The organism is Labrenzia sp. 5N, assembly GCF_012395805.1.
In the GTDB taxonomy this organism is placed as follows: Bacteria; Pseudomonadota; Alphaproteobacteria; order Rhizobiales; family Stappiaceae; genus Roseibium; species Roseibium algicola.
Window position 1 is genome coordinate 360742 of sequence record NZ_JAAZTM010000005.1, and the last position, 18091, is coordinate 378832.

Below are 18091 nucleotides of genomic sequence, written 5' to 3' on the forward strand. Positions count from 1 at the left end.
TTCGGTCCTCATACCTGGAGAATGGAAGAAACAAGCAGCTGGGTGTAGGGCTCGCGCGGATCGTCGAGCACCTGGTCCGTCAGGCCGCTTTCGATGACGTTGCCGTGGCGCATCACCATGATCCGGTGCGACAGCAGCCGGGCGACCGCAAGGTCGTGGGTGACGATGACCACGGAAAGTCCGAGATCGGCCACAAGACGGCGCAAGAGGTCGAGAAGACGTGCCTGCACGGAGACGTCCAGACCGCCGGTCGGCTCGTCCATGAAGACCAGCCGTGGTCTCGTGACAAGGTTGCGGGCGATCTGCAGGCGCTGGCGCATGCCGCCGGAGAACGAGCGCGGATCGTCGTCGATCCGGTCGCTGTCGATTTCCACCCGTCCCAGCCAGTCGTCGGCGGTGGAGCGGATGTTGCCGTAGTGGCGCTCGCCAACCGCCATCAGCCTTTCGCCGACGTTGGCACCAGCGGAAACGTTCATGCGCAGCCCGTCCGCAGCATTCTGGTGCACGAACCCCCAGTCGGTGCGCATCAGCAGGCGGCGCTCGGCCTCGGTCAGCTGATAGAGGTTGCGCATGGTGCCGTCCCGCATGCGGTATTCGATTGCTCCCGCCGTCGGCGCGAGCCGTGTCGACAGGCAGTTGAGCAACGTGGTCTTGCCGGAGCCGCTTTCGCCGACGATGGCAAGCACCTCACCGGGCCAGAGATCGAAGGAGACATCGGCGCAGCCGATGCGGTCGCCATAATAGCGGGTGACGTTATGAACCTGCAGCAGCGGGTCCGCGGAGGGAAAGGCGTTCATCGGGCGGTCTCCTCTGCCAGGGGGGCGCCGAACTGGTGTGCCGCCGGATCGGCCGCCATCGGGCCGAGATGGCCGTCCGCGCGCCGTTCCTCGCAATAGTCGCTGTCGGAGCAGACGAACATGCGCCCGCCCTTGTCATCCAGGATCACCTCGTCGAGATAGACATTCTCCGCGCCGCACAGGCCGCAGGGCTTGTCGAATTTCTGCACCTCGAAAGGATAGTCCTCGAAGTCGAGGCTCTTCACCTTGGTGTAGGGTGGAATGGCGTAGATGCGTTTCTCACGCCCGGCACCGTAAAGCTGAAGCGCCGCCATCTGGTCGATCTTCGGGTTGTCGAACTTCGGCGTCGGCGAAGGATCCATCACGTAGCGGTCGTTGACCTTCACCGGATAGGCGTAGGTGGTGGCGATATGGCCGTTCTTGGCGATGTCCTCGTAAAGCTTCACATGCATGAGGCCGTAATCCTCGAGCGCATGCATCTTCCGGGTCTCGGTTTCGCGCGGCTCCAGGAAGCGCAGGGGCTCGGGAATCGGCACCTGGAAGACGATGATCTGGTCCTCGCGCAGCGCCTTTTCCGGAATGCGGTGGCGGGTCTGGATGACGCTTGCCTCCGACGTCTCGTAGGTCGTGCGCACGCCGGCGGTCTTTTCGAAGAAACCGCGCAGGGAAACCGCGTTGGTGGTGTCGTCGGAGCCCTGGTCGATCATCTTCAGGCAATCGTCCTTGCCCAGAATTGCCGCCGTGACCTGCACCCCGCCGGTGCCCCAGCCATAGGGCATCGGCATTTCACGCGAGGCAAAAGGCACCTGGTAACCCGGTATCGCGATGCCCTTCAGGATTGCCCGGCGGATCATGCGCTTGGTCTGCTCATCCAGATAGGCGAAGTTGTATTCGCCCTGTTCGAAAATCTGAGCCGTGTCGTTCATTGCGCAGCACTCCGTTCCCTGAGTATCCGGCGATAGTGGTCGAGGCGCATGTCCAGCGTTCCGGTGTGCAACTCGAACAGGTGATTGTCGTTGTCGTAGAAGTAGATGGACCTGCCTTCACCTTCGACGCGGGCGCGTGGTGGTTTGACTTCCAGGCCAAGGCGCTCGACGGCTGCCAGCTTCGTGTCGAAGTCTTCCTCTTCGATCTTGAAAGCCACGTGATTGTAGGTGCGCTCGTTCAGGGCATCGCCCTGCATGATCGCGATCCAGACGTCACCGACCAGAAAGAACTTTTCCTGGGAGAGGGAAAAGGTGGCCTCTTCACTGGAGTAGACTTCCCGGGCTCCGAGCACCGTCGTCAGCAGGTTCGTCATCCTGTCCAGATCACTGACGATGAACGTCATATGACTAAGGCCGCTGCTCATTCCGCCGCCTCCTGGGCGGTGCTGCCCTCTTCTTCTTCCTGGCGGCGTTTTTCGAACCATTCGCCGCGCATCCGGCGCACCAGATCGAGTTCGGCCTGGAAATCGACGTAATGCGGCAGCTTCAGGTGTTCGACGAAACCGGTCGCCTGGATGTTGTCTGAATGGGACAGGACGAATTCGACATCCTGAGCCGGGGCGGACTGTTCCTCGCCCAGTTCCTGCCAGCGCATGGAACGGTCGACCATGGCCATGGACATGGCCTTTCTCTCCACCTGCCCGAACACGAGACCGTAACCCCGGGTGAAGGTTGGGGCGGTCTTGGCCGAACCCTTGAACTGGTTGACCATCTGGCACTCGGTCACCTTGATGGCACCGAGCGTCACGGCAAAGCCGAGTTCCTCGGCGAAGAATTCGACCTCGACCTCGCCGTAGCGGATTTCGCCGGCGAAGGGGTGTGTGCGGCCGTAGCCGCGCTGGGTGGAATAGGCCAATGCCAGCAGAAAGCCTTCGTCGCCACGGGCAAGGTTCTGCAGGCGCAGGTCCCGATCGGCCGGGAAGGACAGGGGCTCGCGGGTCAGGTCGCCGACGGGCGCATCCTCGTCGGTTACCGGGTCCGGCTCCATCAGGCCTTCGTCGCCCAGCAGGTCGGTGACGCGCGGCATGCTGCCTTCTTCTGCGGTAGCTGTTTCGACAGGCTTTTCGAGACCGTCCTCTTCGGCGGCCAGCGCGAAATCCAGAAGGCGGTGGCTGTAGTCGAAGGTCGGGCCCAGCACCTGGCCGCCCGGCAGGTCCTTGTAGGTGGCTGAAACGCGCCGTTCCACCAGCATCTTCGCGGTGTCAATCGGCTGGCTGTAGCCGAACCGTGGCAGGGTCGTTCGGTAGGCACGCATCAGGAAGGCGGCTTCGATGAGGTCTCCGCGTGCCTGCTTGATGGCGAGCGCGGCCAGCGTCTCGTCGTAGAGCGAACCTTCGCCCATGACACGGGCAACGGCATGAGACAGCTGTTGGGCGATCTGCTCCAGCGTCAGCGAGGGAACGGAGGTGTCGCCCCGGCGGCGCTTGGCCATGAGCTTGTGGGCGTTGCGGATGGCCTTTTCACCACCCTTTACGGCTACATACATGGTTCAGACCTCCGCTTTGAGGATGCGGGTGGAACGGGGCAGGGCAGACAGCGCGTCCTGTCCGGCAAAAACCAGATCGATACCCCGTGGAAACTGGCGGTTGTTGGCAATCACCTGGTCCCAGAACACCGGTGGAACCGGACCGGTGCCAAAGGAAACGGTGTCCTTGATGCCCGGGCCGCTAAAGGAGACGGCTGAATGGGACCCGAAGTCCTGACCGGTCAGGATCACCGTTGTCGATCGGTCCGGATATTCGGCGGATCCCTGGTTGAAACTTGCCAGCGGGATCATGCTCACCGGTGCGCTGACCAGCGCGAAGGCCGCTTCCACCGGTTCGGTGACGATCGAGCAGCCGGTGTGGAAGCGCAGAAAGGTCTTCACGGCGTCCGACGTCATCAGAGGCTTGTCGAGCCAGATCGGCGTGTCGTAGTCGAACAGGGTCAGGGCAATGGCGGCGGCCACCTGCGTCAGCGGTGCGGGCGGCTTCAGATTGCCGGTGGAAATCGCCTGCAGCGTACCCGGCCGGGCCATGGCATTCATGATCGCGCGAAAGCAACCCTGCGCATCGTGAACCGGGTCCTGAAATCCTGCGGCCAGCGGGGCGGCGGCGGTCTGTTGTGCTGCGCTCATCAGTTGTCTCCCCGCACCATGGTGAAGAAGTTGACCTTGGTGGCCTCGGTTTCCTCGCGAACGGTTTCCTGCGTTCCTGCCTGGGCTTCGGCCAGCGGCGCGATGATGTCCGTCTCGATGCGCTCCTGCATTGCAGGGTGTTGCCACAGGGCGTCGATCACGGCGGACTGCAGCGCTTTCTGCTTGTTGCGGCCAAGGCTGTAGGCATTGCCGGTTTCACCGGTTTCCAGGCGAACAACGCAGCGGGTGACCGTGACCTCGCCCAGGTTGAACGGACTGCCGGTGCCGCCCATGCGGCCGCGCACCATCACCAGTCCGGTTTCGGGCTGGCGCACCAGCTCGTAGCTTTGCGGCGGAAGTGCGCTGAATTTTTCCGCGACGGCCTCGGCGGAGGCTGCGGCCAGTGTCGCGATCACCTTCTGGCGGGCGCCCACGGCTGCGCCGGGTTGGGTGTCTGGGGAGGCGGAAGAGGTAATGTCTGTCATGAAGCGCGCCTTTTGGGTTGGGCGGTTCTTCGGAAAGCGTTTGAAAACGCCCTTGTCCTAGACTCGATTTGTCTATTTGTCTAGACAAATAATCCGGTTGACTCTTTGGTATCGAAATTTGATGACGGGCTCATGACGACGAACAGCACTCTCGACCGCAGCGCCGGAATTGCGGTGTGGCGCCAGATCATGGAAACGCTGAAGGCGGAAATCGTGAGCGGGGCCTTTGAAAAAGGCAGCCGCCTGCCGCCGGAATCCGAGCTTGCAAGCCGGTTCGGCGTCAACCGCCACACGGTGCGCCGGGCAATCGCCGCGCTGACGTCGGATGGTATTCTGCGGGCCGACCAGGGCCGTGGCACCTTTGTTGCCTCTGCCCCGCTCAGCTATCCCATCGGGCCACGCACGCGCTTTTCGGAAATCGTTTCCGGCCAACTTCGGGCACCGTCCGGACGGTTGATCGGCTCGGCTGTCGAGGAAGCCGACGCCCTTCTGGCGCATCAGCTTGGCGTGTCGCTCGGAACGCTACTCATTCGCGTGGAAACCCTGCGCGTTGCCGACGGTGTACCGATGATCGCGGCCACAAGCTGGTTCGAGCAGTCCCGCGTGCCCAATTTCGTCGCTGATTATGCCGACACCGGATCAATCACGGCGGCGTTGCAACGTGCCGGCATTTCCGATTACCGCCGCAAGGAAACGCGCATCACGGCCGAGCTGGTGGAAAACCGCGATGCCCAGCAGCTTGGCCTGGCGCTGGGCCAGCCGGTGATGGTGATGGAAAGCGTCAACCTGGACATGACCGGCAAGCCCCTGCAATACACCCGTGCCCGCGTGGCGGCCGACCGTATGCAGCTGGTGGTCAGCGGCGAGGTTTAGACGCTCACATTGACGCGAGGTTGGTTCGTCTTATTCGCCCGGTGAGCCATGTCCGCAGGATCAATCAATCCGCCGCCAAGCTCCGGGTGACACGCCCGCCATCTTCTTGAATGCGCGGGAAAACGCCGCTTCCGACCGGTAGCCCACGTTCCAGGCGATTTCCGCAATTGAAGACCTGCTGTCCCGCAATTGGCGCGCTGCGAGCTGCAGGCGCCAGGACGTCACATATTGCATCGGTCCCTGACCCATTTTTCCGGCAAAGCGTTCGGTCAGCACCGTGCGGGACGTGTTGATCTGCCGGGCAAGGCGTTCCAGCGTCCAGTCCGATGCCGGGTCGGCGTGTATGGCGGTGATCGCGGCACCGGCGACCGGGTCGGTGAGGGCGCCGAGCCAGCCTTCGCTCGCCGGGGCCTGCGACAGCACATGGCGGCGAAGCGTTTCGATGAAGATCAGTTCGCACAGGTGCAGGCGTACGCTGCGGCTGCCGGGCTGGTCTGACTGTATTTCTGTCCGGGCTATGTCGATCAGCCTTTGCAGACTGTCATCAGTCCTTTCGGATGACGAGACCAGAAGCCGGCGTTCGAGCCTTGCAAGCAGCGGGTTGAAGGGTCTTGCGTCGCAGGCGAGGAACCCGCACAGGAACAAGGCCCGCGGGTCTCCGCCACCGCCTTCCAGAACGATGCTCGGCAAGCGTCCGGCGGCAAGGTTTTCGAAAAAGTCGACGACCTCGTCCGCACTGAACTCGGGAGGCATTCCAGCTGCGCTTTCCATCCGGTACCCATCGCCCTGCGGGAAGACGAGAACGTCACCCCGGTTGAACCGGATGGGCGCCTCGCCCGGTATGGAGGCCAGGCCTGAGCCTTCCAGGACGACATGATAGGACAGCACGTGCTGCCCGGGATCTGCAAGGATCGCGCGGTAGGCATTCGTGTGGGGAATATCGACGCACCAGGGGTCGCTGGCATCCACCAGGAACATCAGCGCACCGGTCAGGCGCACGAGGTTCAGAACGTCGGCGAGTGGATCCTGTGCCGGTCCAGACCCGGCAGGGGTTGCCGTTTCCCGCGCGGATGCGGGGGCAGAACTTGCGGACGGTGGAGCATGGAGCCGGGACATGTCCGAGTTTAGCATTTCCAGCCGCAGGTAAGAAATCAACGGAAGGACATTTCGCCATGGCTGCATTCGTGTTTTTCGACGTCAGGGAAATCCACGATCCGGAACTCCTGGGTGCCTATCGCGCCAAGGTCTTTGAAACCGTGGAACACTTTGGCGGGCGCTACCGTGTTCTCGGCGACATGGATAGCGTTCTGGAAGGTGACTGGACGCCCAATATCCCGGTACTGATCGAGTTTCCCGACAGCCAGACAGCCCGAGCCTGGTATGAGTCCGATCTTTATGCCCCGCTGAAGAAAGACAGGATTGCCGCAGCCCGGTGTGACGGCGTTCTGTTGGGCGGGTTCGAGCATGGTCCGGGCACTTGAGGAAACAAGCGCCCGTGACGGGTGCGTGGCCGACGCTTGATCAGGATTCCGGCAAATTGGCCGGGTCGAAGTCGCACATCTCGGCAGCCTTGGCGAGGCTCTCGCTGAAGCCGGCCGGCGAGAAGCGGCCGTAGAGCCATGTTTCGCCTAGGCTTTCGCGCTCGACGGAAATGTCGATCGTTGTCTGCGCATCTGCCACCGCGGCGGCCATGTCCTTCACGAAGCCGGACGTCATCGAGATCTGGTAAGGGTCCTGCATGCCGACGGGAAACATTTCTCCTCCCAGCCAGGAATCTTCTCCGTCGATGGTAATTTCAACCAGGTCGGTTTCGGCCCAGGGGTCTTCTTCGTTTTCGGTGTAGGGCGCATATTCGTATGTGAAATCCGCATTATAGCCTTTGACGTCGAAGCTGAACTGCAACGAGCCGGAGGTGTCGCGCGCCGGGGCGTTGTTATAGACAAGGCAGGTGCTGCCGATCCTGGCGGCTTCCCAATCGCCGCTGCTGAACGGCGCGGCAGCCGCACCTGTTGCCGGCAGCAAGGCCAGTACCGAGACAAAAGCTCTAAAATTCATTCCAAAATACCTCAAATGCATATTGATATGCGGACACCGGCCCCTCGCGCGGCGGTAAGCTCTGCGCACGCTCGAACCTTTGCCGTTTCCGGCAACGCGGCGCATGCGCATTGCTGACTAGACGCGAATTTGCTTAAGGACAGGTTCAGTAAACTGCATGTCCGGTTTCAGATCAGCCAACGATTGCTGCCAGATGGCATGCTCCATTGGCACATCGAGGAAACGGCAACTCCAATAGTGAACAGAATTAGTTCCAAAACCTTGGTAGGAATGTAGTTCTCCGCCTAACGGGCCAAGGCGAAACGTATCATTCGATCTGCAATTTCGCGGTGGTGCGACCTGGGTAATTCATGGCCGACCCCTTCGAGGATCGCAAGCTCGGCCCCTGGTATGCCTTCAGCCAGGGCTCTGCCATTTTCGACCGGCAGGATAGGGTCCTCCGATCCATGCAGGACGAAAACCGGGCAGGAAATCTCGCGGAAACGGCCAGCCCAGTTTTCCCGCGTTGTCCGGGAAGAATGGTTGAACATGCTGGCGGGGCTCTCGGTTCGATCAAGGACCTTCTCCACCCTTGCGAGTGCCGCTTCTGCATCGAAGGTGTTTGCAGTCCCGCTGCACAGCCTGTCTATTTCGACGAGGAAACGGGAAACGGTTCGCCTGTCTTGCCAGTCCAGTTCTCCGAAACCCGCAAAGTGTCGAAGAAAATCATCGGAGATTGTCGGAAGTGGAGCACCGTCCCAGCCCAAAGGTTCACTTCCGATCAGCGTGACGGAGTGAATGCGCTCCGGATGAGACAGGGCGAGCATCTGGGAGATATATCCGCCGAGGGACATGCCTGCCAGGTGTGCCGCCGGCAGTCCGTATGACTCCATTACGGCCAGGACATCCGTCGCCATGTCCTCAATTGCGTAGGTCGCTTCACCAGGCGGCACTGTTGTTGAGCATCCAGTATCACGATGGTCGAAGCGGATGACAAAAAAACCCTGTTCGGCCAAGGTGCTGCACAATTCATCCGGCCACCCGACCATGGACGCGGTCGCCCCCATTATGAGGAGGAGTGGCGTACCTTCAGGAACTCCGAAGGTCTGGGTTGCAATGCGAACGTCTCCACTGTCGACAAACATCAGGTCTCCGCTCTCTCTGGCAAGAGAGCTTCTTGCAAAGACTGCAGCTGACACGACCAACGCCATGGCATCTCGCCGATTCATTGCGCCCTCCATTTATAACCTACGCGAAGGTTATAAATGGAAGTGAGTTTTGTCAATCGATAGGCAGCCATTTGAACGCGGTTTCGAGACGTTCGAGGACAAAGGTTGGCAGTGGAACTCTTTCGTCACTTGCAACCCATTGCATGGTGGCGCCAGCGATTAGGGCATGCAGATGGACTGCAATCTCTTCCGCATGCTGATGGTCGGTGAGACGAGCCGCTATCGCGGCCTGGACAAGTTGATACCGTTCGTTTGCACAAGCCCGGAGAATGGGATCGCGCGCTTCCAGAGCCGCGATCGCAACCCGTGCGGAGAACCCCTCTCCGCTGCCCATGCTCTCGACAATCTCGACCAGAAACCGCCAGAGATTGTCTTTTCCCCGGTTGACAGGAAGTTCGGCAAGCCAGGCCCTGGTCGTGTCGACCTCATGTCTTGCCATCCTGTGGAGGATGGCGTCGCGATCACCAAATCTCTGGATGAGAGTTGCCCGGGAGAGCGCTACCCGGCTGGCAACGTCACTTAACGTGAAGCCTGCTCCTTTTTCCGTCAGGACTTCCAGAGCGGCATTGAGAACATCAAAATCCGAAACTTTCTTTGGCCGCGGCATTCTTGATCCGTCTTGTGGCTGAGCTGAAAGCCTTGTGTCGCACGTCATCTGAAATCCGCGCAAGGAAACAATGGCGACGCTGAACGAAGCAAGACATGTTGCGAGGGGATAACCGGGAGGCTGAATGTCTTAGTGGCAACCCAAAAAGCCGCTGCGTTAACCCGAATGCTTACTATAATTATGCGCGCTGCTCGAAGACGAAGGGAGCGAGAGGAGCCGGCGAGCGTTTCCGAGAGGGAGTGAGCCTCAGCTCAAACGGATCGTTCCCGAAAACTTGCCACTCAAGTTTGGAGCCGAGTTTCAAAAGACCCCAGGCGTGGGCAGGCTCTCCGCCCGTGGTGAAGCATTCGGTCAGGCTTTGCTGTGTGAGGTGTGGAATGCCGTCAATTGTTGTGACCGTGTTCCGGTGCACGTGTCCTGCGATACAGGCGAGTGGCACCCGCGCCTGGGCAATAGCTGCGCGGATGCGCTGTGATTGCGGATAGGTCGAATATTCGGCATTTCGCTCAAAATAGTAATTGCCGATCTGGCTGTGTCCTGAAAACGGGATGTGACTGGCGATCAGTGTCGGCTTGTCGACCTGCTGGGTCATCTGAGATAACCAGCGAAGGTCGGCTTCAGGCAGAACAAACCCTGCGTTCGTCTCATGATATGTGAATCTGGTATCGGCGCGCCACACTGCAAGTTGCCAGTCACCGAGGTCAATTACGGTGTTATCCAGCCCAGTGCGCAGGATTTCCGCGTTTTCACCAACGCTCAGGTTGTCACGATCATGGTTGCCGCACAAATGCTGCACCGGTGCTTCCAGTTCCGCGAAGATTTCTGCAACCTCTCTCTGGAGACGCATATCTGTTTGTTTGTCAACGTCGGTAATGCGATCTCCCAGATCAAGAACAATGTCTGGCTTTTCGGTGTTTGCCCAGACCACGAAGTCCGCGAGAGAATGGAGAGCAGATTTTCCATGCGTTGCGTGATGATGAATATCTGTAACAACTGCAATTCTGATCATGTGATCTGATCCTGGTTCGGAGGCGCGATAGTTCTGTCACCGCGGGACGTTGGGGTCGATATGACCAGAAACGTCACTCCGGAACGTTCGTCGTTTCTTGCCTGATGGGATACAAGGGGCGGGATCTCGATGCCTTGCCGGGCCGGGACCTTATACAAATGGCCTTCTATCTCCATCGTCAACCAACCATCGAGAACATAGAAGAATTGCCTCGCGCGGGAGTGATAGTGACGCTGTTCGGCTGTGCGTGCGGGCATGAACTCCTCGATAATCAGGAGTGGGTCGCTGTTCGCCAGAACCCAGCCGTCACAGTTGTCGCCCCAATTGTAGTGTGCCGCCGTTGCGGTGTTCACGAGCGTGTACATGCCTTGACCTGTGTTGAGGTTTGATTTTGTTGTGCGTTCTGCACGAGCGGCAACACCGGTGCCTGCGTCGGAAATTGTCGATGCCGGCCAGCCCGATCTGGGAGGGGTAGTCGAACATGCCTTTCGGTGTTTCTCCCGCAAGGAAGGGGGCAATGAACGCATTAAGCAATTCCGGTTGCCGAATGATCGCGGTGTGGGAGGTTGCCGGCAAAATCGCAAGGCGCGACGCGGGCAAGGGATTTCCCAGATCGCCCATCGAACCGCCGCCCAGAAGACGGAACATTGCCACCGAGTGCTCAAGGGTCGAGACGTCGGCGTCGCCGGAAATCAGGAGCACAGGGGCCTGCAAGGTCCTGACGTCCTCTTCCCAGGATACCGGCTCATGTTCCAGACCGATCATGCGTGTAACGAAATCGTCGAACCCGTCCGGATCGGGTGCCAACCTCTTCCAGTCTTGCTCGATCGGTGTTCCGGTGAACATATCTGGCGTCATGGAGGGTACCATGGCGCGATATTCCGGCTGCATGCCCTCAATGTCGTAGGCAAGGGAAGCGGCGACCAGTTGATCGACCTTCCCAGGGTGGCGCACCGCAAGCTGAAACCCGACTGCAGCGCCCATGGAGTAGCCGAAAACGTCTGCTTCTGGCAGGTTCAGGGCATCCATGAATAGGGCAACATCTTCTGCCAAGGCAGGGTAAGTTATGGACCTGTCTATATCTTCCGTCCGGCCGTGCCCTTGGAGTTCCACCGCGTAAACGCGTCTGGTCTCCGCCAGCATTGGGATGATGTCACCCATAGACTGAATGTTCATGTATGCCCCATGGAGGACAACAATCGGTTCGCCTTCACCGCTTATCTCGTAATACATCCGCATGCCGTTCACCTCGGCATAGCCGTTTTGTAGTGTAGAGTCGGCAAGCGCGATGCTGGGTGACGCCAGCATCGACAAGATCAAAGCGGCACTCGTCATATGTCTTTTCATGGAAAGGTTATCCTCAGCCTTGCCTGTCGCGCCTGACTGTCAAAGACTGCGCGCGAAAGCTTCGAGTTGGTCGAGGCAGGTTCCCCATCCAGAGTGGAAACCCATTTCCTCGTGCCGTTTTCTGTCTTCCGGATTTTTGTGCATCACCAATGCCCGGTAATACGTTCCGCCTTCGGTAGGGCGCATGGTGATGTCCACGCTCATGAACGTTTCGCCGTTGGGCCTGAAACCTGGCCCCATGGCATCAGTCCAGACCAGTCGCTGCTCGGGTTTTGCAAGTAGAACGCAGCCGGGAGGTTCTGCCATTTCGTTCCCTTCCGGCGACGCCATAACGACAGTGAAAATCCCGCCGGGATGCGGTTCGATAGCGGCCCGCGCCACTGTCCACGGTTTGGGGGCAAACCATTGAGCAAGCAGCTCCGGTTCTGTCCAGGCGCGCCAAAGCTGTGCGGGAGATGCGGAAACCTTCCGTTCGAGCACCAAATCAAGTTCGGGGTCGTGTGTCATTCCTTGTCCTCTGCCTCATTCATGTTGGCCAGAAATGCGTCGAGCCGATCGAGCCGCGCCTCCCAGTGGCGTCGCTGTTGTTCCAGCCAGCCTTCTGCAGCACGGACCGTTTCCGGGCGAAGGCGGCAAGTTCGGATTCGGCCGGACTTATTCGTTTCGATCCAACCGCTCTTCTCCAACACATTGATGTGTTTGAGAAAACTCGGCAGCGCCATTTCATGGGATGCCGCAAGTTCCGAAACCGGGGCTGGTCCGTTGACCAATTGTGCGATTACCGCGCGCCGGGTCGTGTCGGACAAACAGTGGAAGATCGAATCTAAGTTAGCCATATGGCTAAGTAATGATGCGGCGTCCGTCATGTCAAGAAAGTTTTCCAGTTGGCTAACTTTTAGTCGATAAGAGCCCACTGGCTGGCGCAATCATCGACCGGAGGGGAGATCTGCTTCGTAGGGTTCTGCGTGGCAATTTGATCCATCAATCACTCTGAAGGCGCCTGCCGGCCGTTTCAAGGCGATGTGTCGGAACGCCTGTTGACCCGCAAATCCAGGCGGCCCAAGCTTGCGGTTGCCAACATTTCTCCCGGGCGAGGTACCTTTGTGACAGCCCCACACCGCCTTGCGTGCGACACGATCGTATTTGCTTCTACCCAGAGAACGGGCAGCACGGCGCTGGCAACGACGCTGAGTGCGTCGAAGGTGACCCGGCAAAGCTACGAGTGGTTCGGGCAGGGGCATTTCGACAAGAAGATCCGGCACTTCCTGCCGGAGTTTCACGATTTGCCCGCAACGGCAGAGGAGCTGAAGCGCTATGTGCGGGCGATCCGGGATTTTGACGCCGGTTCCGGTCTGCCGGTCTCGCTGATGCTGCACAATTATCAGTTCGACCTGTTGCGGGAGCTCGGCGTGAGGAGGCTGGAGGAGCTCTTCGGCGACTGCCTCTACGTCTACAATCTCCGGGGCGATATCTACTATCAGGCCGTATCGCTTCACATTGCCATCCAGACCCAGCAATGGGTTTCCGCGCAGGAGCGCATCGCCGAGCCCAGCTACGATTTTGAAAGTATCGACAGGCTTGTGAACTGGATTTCGCAGGACTGCGAAAGCTGGCTGGCCTATTTCAGACAGAACGGCATCGTGCCGTTCCATGCCACCTATGAGCGCTTCGCCCAGGATCCCCGCGCGGCAACACAGCTCCTGCTGGACTGGCTGGGCATGCCCGGCCAGGCTATCGAAACGACTTCACTGCAACGCCAGGCGAGCGACCTGAACACGGATTTCTATCATCGATATCTTGCCGAATGCGGCACGCGCAGAGCTTTGCAGGATCCTTGAGCGAACTTGCTTGGGCGTCGTTCCGGCGGTCGATTTGCCCCTTCGCACCGCCCCATAGGCGGATTGGCTGGCGATGCTTCAGTCAACAGCCACTTGCTTGAAGTGTGGTGCCCCTCAGGCGCTTGCGCTGTGTTTCGGGCGGATGCTCCAGGAGATCCCGAGCACACTCAGGAGCAGGAAGACCGGGAGGATCGCCAGCGGGCTTGCCGCCGCGACGAGGGCCGTCCCGGCCGCGCAGGCAATGGATGCGGCGGCCTCCGCAAGCGTGGAGGCCTTGGAAGCGACCTGACGGCGCCGGAAGGTTGTGCGCTTGGCCTGTGCCCGGAACCAGAGTTGAACAAGCACTGCGCTTGCTGCCGCGGTCATGGCGCCGGCGGCGGTGATGGCAGCGCCCCAGAGCGATATGAGCGCCAGACCCAGGGAGATCGGCAGCACGATTGCTGCGATAATCGTCAGCACCGACAGCACTTTCGCCCACAGGCGTGTGAACGCAGAGATGGGGGCTGTCGCAATCAGGTCGGGTGCGTCCTCACCGGAGATGGTCAGCCAGGCGAGGCCGCCGGCAAGCTGTCCAACCGCCATGACGACAACCGGCGCGACGATCACGGAAATCTCGGTTTTCTCGCCAAAGCTGACCCAGAGCATGACTGCCGGCGGAATGAGATAGAGAACCTGCATCAGCGTCTGGGATATCAGCCAGGGATCGCGGGCGATGAGCTTGAGTTCCTTCAAGACGAGCGCGCCGAGCGGCGAATAACTGCGAAAGGTCCGCTCGGAAGCGCGGCTGCGCGGGGTCTTTTCCGTAACGCCAAGTGCGAGCACGACAATGCTGCGAAACTGGACCGCGCCGCGCCAGGCCCCGACCGCAAAAAACGCGACGGAAAGCGCCAGGAACAGGAACACGGCATTGGTCTGTCCGGCCACCGTGTGGGCGAGGAACCACCACGGCGAGCCCTCACCCGGCGCATGGCTTGCCAGAAAGGCGGGATCGAACAGCGTGAACCGCGACATCGACCCGAAGGACAGGATCGCCACCACCTGCATCCCGATGAGGAAAGCCGCGCCAACGACCGCTGCGAGAATTTGCGCGTAAAAGCGCGTGCGCTGCGCGCCAACCGTTCGGAACAGCGCGAGCGTGATCAAAACGCCTGCCCCGGTCGCGTTCAGCGATACCGCCAGAAGAACCACATATCCCGCCAGCCAGTGTTCCCCGCCAAGCACCACTGCAACGTTGAGGAACGGTGAGATGACCAGCGCCGACATGGCCCAGCTCGTCAAGGCCATCATGACGATGCGCACGAGAAACAGGTCACGCGAGGGGGCGGGGGAAGACAGGATCAGGTCCAGGTCATCCCTTGCGTAGAACGCACGGGTTACCGACTCCATCGCCTGTGACAGCATCATGGTGAAGCTGAGCAGCACCGTGACCGAAAGCGCTGCCTGTGCTGTCTGGTCGAGTACAAACCCGGTGGCAAAGCGGGGGGAAAGCACCGCGTAGGCGATCAGGTGCATGACCGCGTAGAAGATGCTCATGCCGATCAAGGCGCGCCGCAGGCTCGTGCTGCGCCAGCCTGAAAACATCCAGGCCCAGTCGCGCCATGCCAGCCGCAATTCATGGCGGGAGAAACGCATCAGGGCGGAAGGGGCCGCCAACGCTCTCATGCCACCTTCTCATCAAGGAGTTCGGCCGTATTCGCATGTGCGCCGGCATCGCCGCCCACGATTTCCAGGAAAATATCCTCCAGGGAATGGCCGCCGGCGCTTGCCCGTTGGCGCAGCTCTTCCAGCGTTCCTTCGGCAACAAGCTGTCCGCGGGCGATAATGCCGATCCGGTCGGCCATGCGCTCCGCCACCTCCAGGATATGGGTCGTCATGATGATCGACACGCCCTGCGCGACAAGCCCGGTCAGCACCTTCTTCACCTGGCGGGCAGAGCCTGCATCGAGGCCGGTGAGCGGTTCGTCGAGGATGATCAGGCGCGGTTCGTGGATCAGGGCACCGGCAAGCGCCACCTTCTGGCGCATGCCTTTCGAGAACCCGCCGCAGCGCTCATTGGCATGGGGGGCAAGTCCGAAGGCGTCCAGAAGGCTGTCGGCCTTGAACCTTGCAAGGTCCGGCTGCATGCTCCAGAGGCCTGCCACGAATTCGAGATATTCAAGCGGCGTCAGCTTGTCGTAGACCATGGGTTCGTCCGGAACCCAGGCCAGAACCTGCTTGGCGGCAATCGGATCCGCGAAGGCATTGATGCCGCAGACCCTGACCGCCCCCGCGTCGGCCTGAAGCAGGCCGGCGACCATGCGCAGAGTGGTGGTTTTGCCGGCGCCATTGGGGCCGAGCAAGGCGTAGAATTCGCCTTTGCGCACCTTCAACGAGAGATCGTTGACCGCGGGTTCGCTGAAACGCTTGTGAAGATTGAGAATTTCGAGAGCGGCGTTACTGGAAGACGGCATCACTTTCTCGTCTCTGGAAGGTTTTCTCCAGTTTACCGATGGGACCTTTCGTTAATGTAAAATCCGGTCATTTGTCCTGGGCTGAAGTATCAGGGGCGAAAAAGAGAGTTGGAAGACCGGTTTGCCTAGTTCGGGATTGAACCCGTGATGAGCCTTTCGACTTCGGCCCGTTGGTCCGCCGTGTAGATGGCACCCGGCGTCACCTTGAAGCCAGGGGTGAGGTTCAGGCGCGCGACAAACGCCTCGACCGCGACGTCGGCCACCTCCCGGGCGGGTTCCGCTCCGCTTGGCAGACCGTCTGCGACGGGGGCGTCTGAGGAAAGGGTGGTTGCGGCCAGGGCATGCAGAACCTCGGGCGCGTCAATCAGGGGCAAGGCCTTCAGCATGAAGACGAGACTGTCCGGCTCGGCCTCGGGGATTTGCCTCAGGAGGCTGGTTCGCGCTTCATCGTCCCCCAAAGCCGAAAGCGCCAGCCGGGCTGCCAGGGCTGCGGGGGCCGTGGGCCCCTGTGGTTGTGCCTTGACTAGCCGCGTGCCGGAAAGGTGAGCTTCAAGCGCGTCTTCCGCTCCGGGTGCCAGTGCCCCCAGCAGCAACACGCCGCCTTCCGCGTCCGGCGCTTCCAGCGCCGCTGTTACTTCGGTCTGAAGCTGCTTGGCGACGGGGCCAGACGGTGGGCCATTGGCCAGCACGACTTTCAGCGCTGCGGCGCTGGCGCGCGCGCGCAGGTCCGGGTCGGCATCACCGATATAGGGCAAGACGGGCGCCAGGGCGTCTGCACCGCCGACGGCGGACAGCAGCTCCACCAGGGCTGATTTTTCCCCGGTGCTCTTCGCCGCGGCCAGGCGCGCGGCCAGGGGAGCGACGGCGGCCGGGCCTGCCTCCACCACAGCCTCCGGCGAGCCTCCGGCCAGCGCGGTATCGATCTCTGCCTCAAGGTTCATGTCGTCTGCCATAGTGCTTCCTGCAAGCCAGGTGACCAGAAACGCCCCTGCGATGCATCCGGCCAGGTTGCGGTGTCGAACCATCATGTGCCCGACGGATTGATGATGTTGGCCTGGGCGCGCGAAATCAGCTGCCCCGTCCGCACCGCGCCACTGGCGATCAGGTGCGTTGCGGTTCCGCTGTGCGGGCCGATGCCGCGCAGGTGTATGGTCTCGTGTGCCAGGGTTTCGGCATGGGTCGAGCCGGTGATCGTATCTTGCATCAGGCAGTTCTTCTCGGCGGCCAGGGTTCCGGCCCGGGTGTTGTTGACCGCAGGCGTCGCATCCTGCTCATACTGCCACACGAAGAAGACATTGAAATCCGCGGCAGCATCGGCAAAGGCCGTGACATCGTCCCATTCATGTTCGGCGGCCGCAACACCCGCCAGGTGGCTGGAAAACCGTACCGTGGCGCCCAGGTTCTGTGGAACCGTTATCGTGCGTGCGCTCTTTCTGTACATCCGCACGTTGGCCTGGGTGTCCAGCAACCGGTTGACGCCCCGTATCAGGGCGTTGAGGTCGCCCATGTTGCGGTTGGTCTTGTGGCCGGCGTTGTCCTTCACATAGTGAAACGCCGTGTTGATCTTGACCTCGGTCTTGACCGAGATTTCCAGAATGTCGCTGTTGGGAACAGGCCCCGCAAACCCGGCATTCGGCACAAAGCGGACAAACCCCTTGCCGGCCTTGAGGCCCTTGAGCGTCAGATGATGTTCGGCGCCGACACGGCGATAGGTGACCCTGGCAATGTCATTGGGGGTCAATTCGGGAATTAGGGCACCTGCCCCCCGCACCACAATCGTGCGCTCCCACCCCCTGGGTACCATTTGCCACTTGGGCGAGGCCGTGGCGTCAAATCCGAACATGGCGATACGAGGTGCGAAGGTAATTGGCATACGTCAGGTTCCAGATCGACTGTCGCGCCTTGAATGCCTTCAGCAGGCACATCTTTCTTTTGCTTTGAAGCGCACAAGAAATGGCGCGTCACAGGGCTTTGTATGACAAGTAACTGCTCTCGATAGTGAGCCGATGTGTGTGGCAATGCAAGAATTAACGTAAGGGAAGATGAGGAAATTTTATGAGGTGGTTCCAGTAAAAGGGTAAGCCGAGAGACGCATTGCCGACTGGTAGATTTGGGGGTGGGAGCGGACGGTCGGCTTACGTGTCTCGAAAGGGTTAAGCTGACATTCGTTGGTCCGGCATGCGTTGGCAATTTCGGCCCTGAGCAGTCCTCCAACACCTATTGATTCAATGGCAGCTTTGCGCCCCCATTACTTTCGAAATGTGTACCCATTTCCAAACCGAACACCGCACTTTTCGGAATTGAATTCTTGAAGATCAGT

22 protein-coding genes are annotated in these 18091 nt (G+C 60.4%); 3 read left to right on the forward strand and 19 right to left on the reverse strand.

All coding sequences use genetic code 11. The features are described from left to right. Positions 1-8: 8 nt before the first annotated feature. Genes phnK through phnG form a run of 6 tightly spaced genes read right to left on the reverse strand, consistent with a single transcriptional unit; the run spans position 9 to position 4384 of the window. A complete protein-coding gene (phnK, locus tag HEP89_RS09110; RefSeq protein ID WP_055660045.1) occupies positions 9-797 on the reverse strand; it encodes a phosphonate C-P lyase system protein PhnK in 789 nt (262 codons plus the stop codon). Further along, positions 794-1723, reverse strand: a complete 930-nt coding sequence (locus HEP89_RS09115) for an alpha-D-ribose 1-methylphosphonate 5-phosphate C-P-lyase PhnJ (RefSeq protein ID WP_168691835.1) — start codon at positions 1721-1723, stop codon at positions 794-796. The genes phnK and HEP89_RS09115 overlap by 4 nt, the downstream gene beginning before the upstream one ends. Continuing rightward, positions 1720-2148, reverse strand: a complete 429-nt coding sequence (gene fosX, locus HEP89_RS09120) for a FosX/FosE/FosI family fosfomycin resistance hydrolase (RefSeq protein ID WP_152509110.1) — start codon at positions 2146-2148, stop codon at positions 1720-1722. The genes HEP89_RS09115 and fosX overlap by 4 nt, the downstream gene beginning before the upstream one ends. Beyond that, positions 2145-3269, reverse strand: coding sequence for a carbon-phosphorus lyase complex subunit PhnI (locus tag HEP89_RS09125; protein ID WP_168691836.1), 1125 nt, complete (start codon positions 3267-3269; stop codon positions 2145-2147). Before HEP89_RS09125 ends, fosX begins: the two co-directional genes overlap by 4 nt. A gap of 3 nt (positions 3270-3272) precedes the next feature. Beyond that, positions 3273-3899 (reverse strand): phosphonate C-P lyase system protein PhnH, encoded by a 627-nt coding sequence (gene phnH / locus HEP89_RS09130; protein ID WP_168691837.1) that lies wholly within the window; start codon positions 3897-3899, stop codon positions 3273-3275. Further along, positions 3899-4384: a phosphonate C-P lyase system protein PhnG gene (gene phnG / locus HEP89_RS09135; RefSeq protein ID WP_168691838.1), complete on the reverse strand. Its 486-nt coding sequence runs from the start codon at positions 4382-4384 to the stop codon at positions 3899-3901. Before phnG ends, phnH begins: the two co-directional genes overlap by 1 nt. A 132-nt stretch (positions 4385-4516) precedes the next feature. Here phnG and phnF point away from each other — a divergent pair, with 132 nt between their 5' ends. Continuing rightward, positions 4517-5257: a phosphonate metabolism transcriptional regulator PhnF gene (gene phnF, locus HEP89_RS09140; RefSeq protein WP_168691839.1), complete on the forward strand. Its 741-nt coding sequence runs from the start codon at positions 4517-4519 to the stop codon at positions 5255-5257. Positions 5258-5317: 60 nt separating this feature from the next. Here phnF and HEP89_RS09145 read toward each other — a convergent pair whose 3' ends face one another. Continuing rightward, positions 5318-6373 carry an AraC family transcriptional regulator gene (locus HEP89_RS09145; protein ID WP_168691840.1) on the reverse strand — a complete coding sequence of 352 codons (1056 nt, stop codon included), beginning with the start codon at positions 6371-6373 and terminating at the stop codon, positions 5318-5320. Between the two features lie 56 nt (positions 6374-6429). On the opposite strand from HEP89_RS09145, the gene HEP89_RS09150 reads away from it, so the two are divergent. Then, positions 6430-6738 (forward strand): DUF1330 domain-containing protein, encoded by a 309-nt coding sequence (locus HEP89_RS09150; protein WP_168687362.1) that lies wholly within the window; start codon positions 6430-6432, stop codon positions 6736-6738. 40 nt (positions 6739-6778) lie between these two features. Here the strand turns inward: HEP89_RS09150 and HEP89_RS09155 are convergent, their stop codons facing one another. From HEP89_RS09155 to HEP89_RS09190, 8 genes are all read right to left on the reverse strand, one after another. Further along, on the reverse strand, positions 6779-7312 hold the full coding sequence (locus HEP89_RS09155; protein ID WP_023002657.1) for a hypothetical protein: 534 nt from the start codon (positions 7310-7312) through the stop codon (positions 6779-6781). A 284-nt stretch (positions 7313-7596) separates the two neighbouring features. Further along, entirely contained in the window at positions 7597-8520 is a 924-nt protein-coding gene (locus HEP89_RS09160; protein WP_197923177.1) for an alpha/beta hydrolase, read from the reverse strand. A gap of 52 nt (positions 8521-8572) precedes the next feature. Then, positions 8573-9127: a helix-turn-helix domain-containing protein gene (locus tag HEP89_RS09165; protein ID WP_167579539.1), complete on the reverse strand. Its 555-nt coding sequence runs from the start codon at positions 9125-9127 to the stop codon at positions 8573-8575. 178 nt (positions 9128-9305) lie between these two features. Next, positions 9306-10136, reverse strand: coding sequence for a metallophosphoesterase (locus HEP89_RS09170; RefSeq protein WP_168691841.1), 831 nt, complete (start codon positions 10134-10136; stop codon positions 9306-9308). Beyond that, a complete protein-coding gene (locus tag HEP89_RS09175; protein WP_168691842.1) occupies positions 10133-10501 on the reverse strand; it encodes a cupin domain-containing protein in 369 nt (122 codons plus the stop codon). The genes HEP89_RS09170 and HEP89_RS09175 overlap by 4 nt, the downstream gene beginning before the upstream one ends. Then, the gene (locus HEP89_RS09180) at positions 10443-11483 is read right to left on the reverse strand and encodes an alpha/beta hydrolase (RefSeq protein WP_197923178.1); all 1041 of its coding nucleotides are present in this window, start codon (positions 11481-11483) and stop codon (positions 10443-10445) included. Before HEP89_RS09180 ends, HEP89_RS09175 begins: the two co-directional genes overlap by 59 nt. A gap of 39 nt (positions 11484-11522) precedes the next feature. Next, positions 11523-11990 (reverse strand): SRPBCC family protein, encoded by a 468-nt coding sequence (locus tag HEP89_RS09185; protein WP_062486318.1) that lies wholly within the window; start codon positions 11988-11990, stop codon positions 11523-11525. Then, complete coding sequence (locus HEP89_RS09190; RefSeq protein WP_208993430.1) at positions 11987-12349, reverse strand: metalloregulator ArsR/SmtB family transcription factor; 363 nt, start codon at positions 12347-12349, stop codon at positions 11987-11989. The genes HEP89_RS09185 and HEP89_RS09190 overlap by 4 nt, the downstream gene beginning before the upstream one ends. 237 nt (positions 12350-12586) lie before the next feature. Here HEP89_RS09190 and HEP89_RS09195 point away from each other — a divergent pair, with 237 nt between their 5' ends. Next, positions 12587-13321, forward strand: a complete 735-nt coding sequence (locus HEP89_RS09195; RefSeq protein ID WP_167579540.1) for a Stf0 family sulfotransferase — start codon at positions 12587-12589, stop codon at positions 13319-13321. 114 nt (positions 13322-13435) lie between these two features. Here the strand turns inward: HEP89_RS09195 and HEP89_RS09200 are convergent, their stop codons facing one another. From HEP89_RS09200 to HEP89_RS09215, 4 genes are all read right to left on the reverse strand, one after another. Then, entirely contained in the window at positions 13436-14983 is a 1548-nt protein-coding gene (locus HEP89_RS09200) for a permease (RefSeq protein WP_168691843.1), read from the reverse strand. Next, positions 14980-15771 carry an ABC transporter ATP-binding protein gene (locus tag HEP89_RS09205; protein ID WP_168691844.1) on the reverse strand — a complete coding sequence of 264 codons (792 nt, stop codon included), beginning with the start codon at positions 15769-15771 and terminating at the stop codon, positions 14980-14982. The genes HEP89_RS09200 and HEP89_RS09205 overlap by 4 nt, the downstream gene beginning before the upstream one ends. A gap of 125 nt (positions 15772-15896) precedes the next feature. Then, positions 15897-16724 carry a hypothetical protein gene (locus HEP89_RS09210; protein ID WP_168691845.1) on the reverse strand — a complete coding sequence of 276 codons (828 nt, stop codon included), beginning with the start codon at positions 16722-16724 and terminating at the stop codon, positions 15897-15899. 71 nt (positions 16725-16795) lie between these two features. Next, the gene (locus HEP89_RS09215) at positions 16796-17644 is read right to left on the reverse strand and encodes a hypothetical protein (RefSeq protein ID WP_139314088.1); all 849 of its coding nucleotides are present in this window, start codon (positions 17642-17644) and stop codon (positions 16796-16798) included. Between the last annotated feature and the right edge of the window lie 447 nt (positions 17645-18091).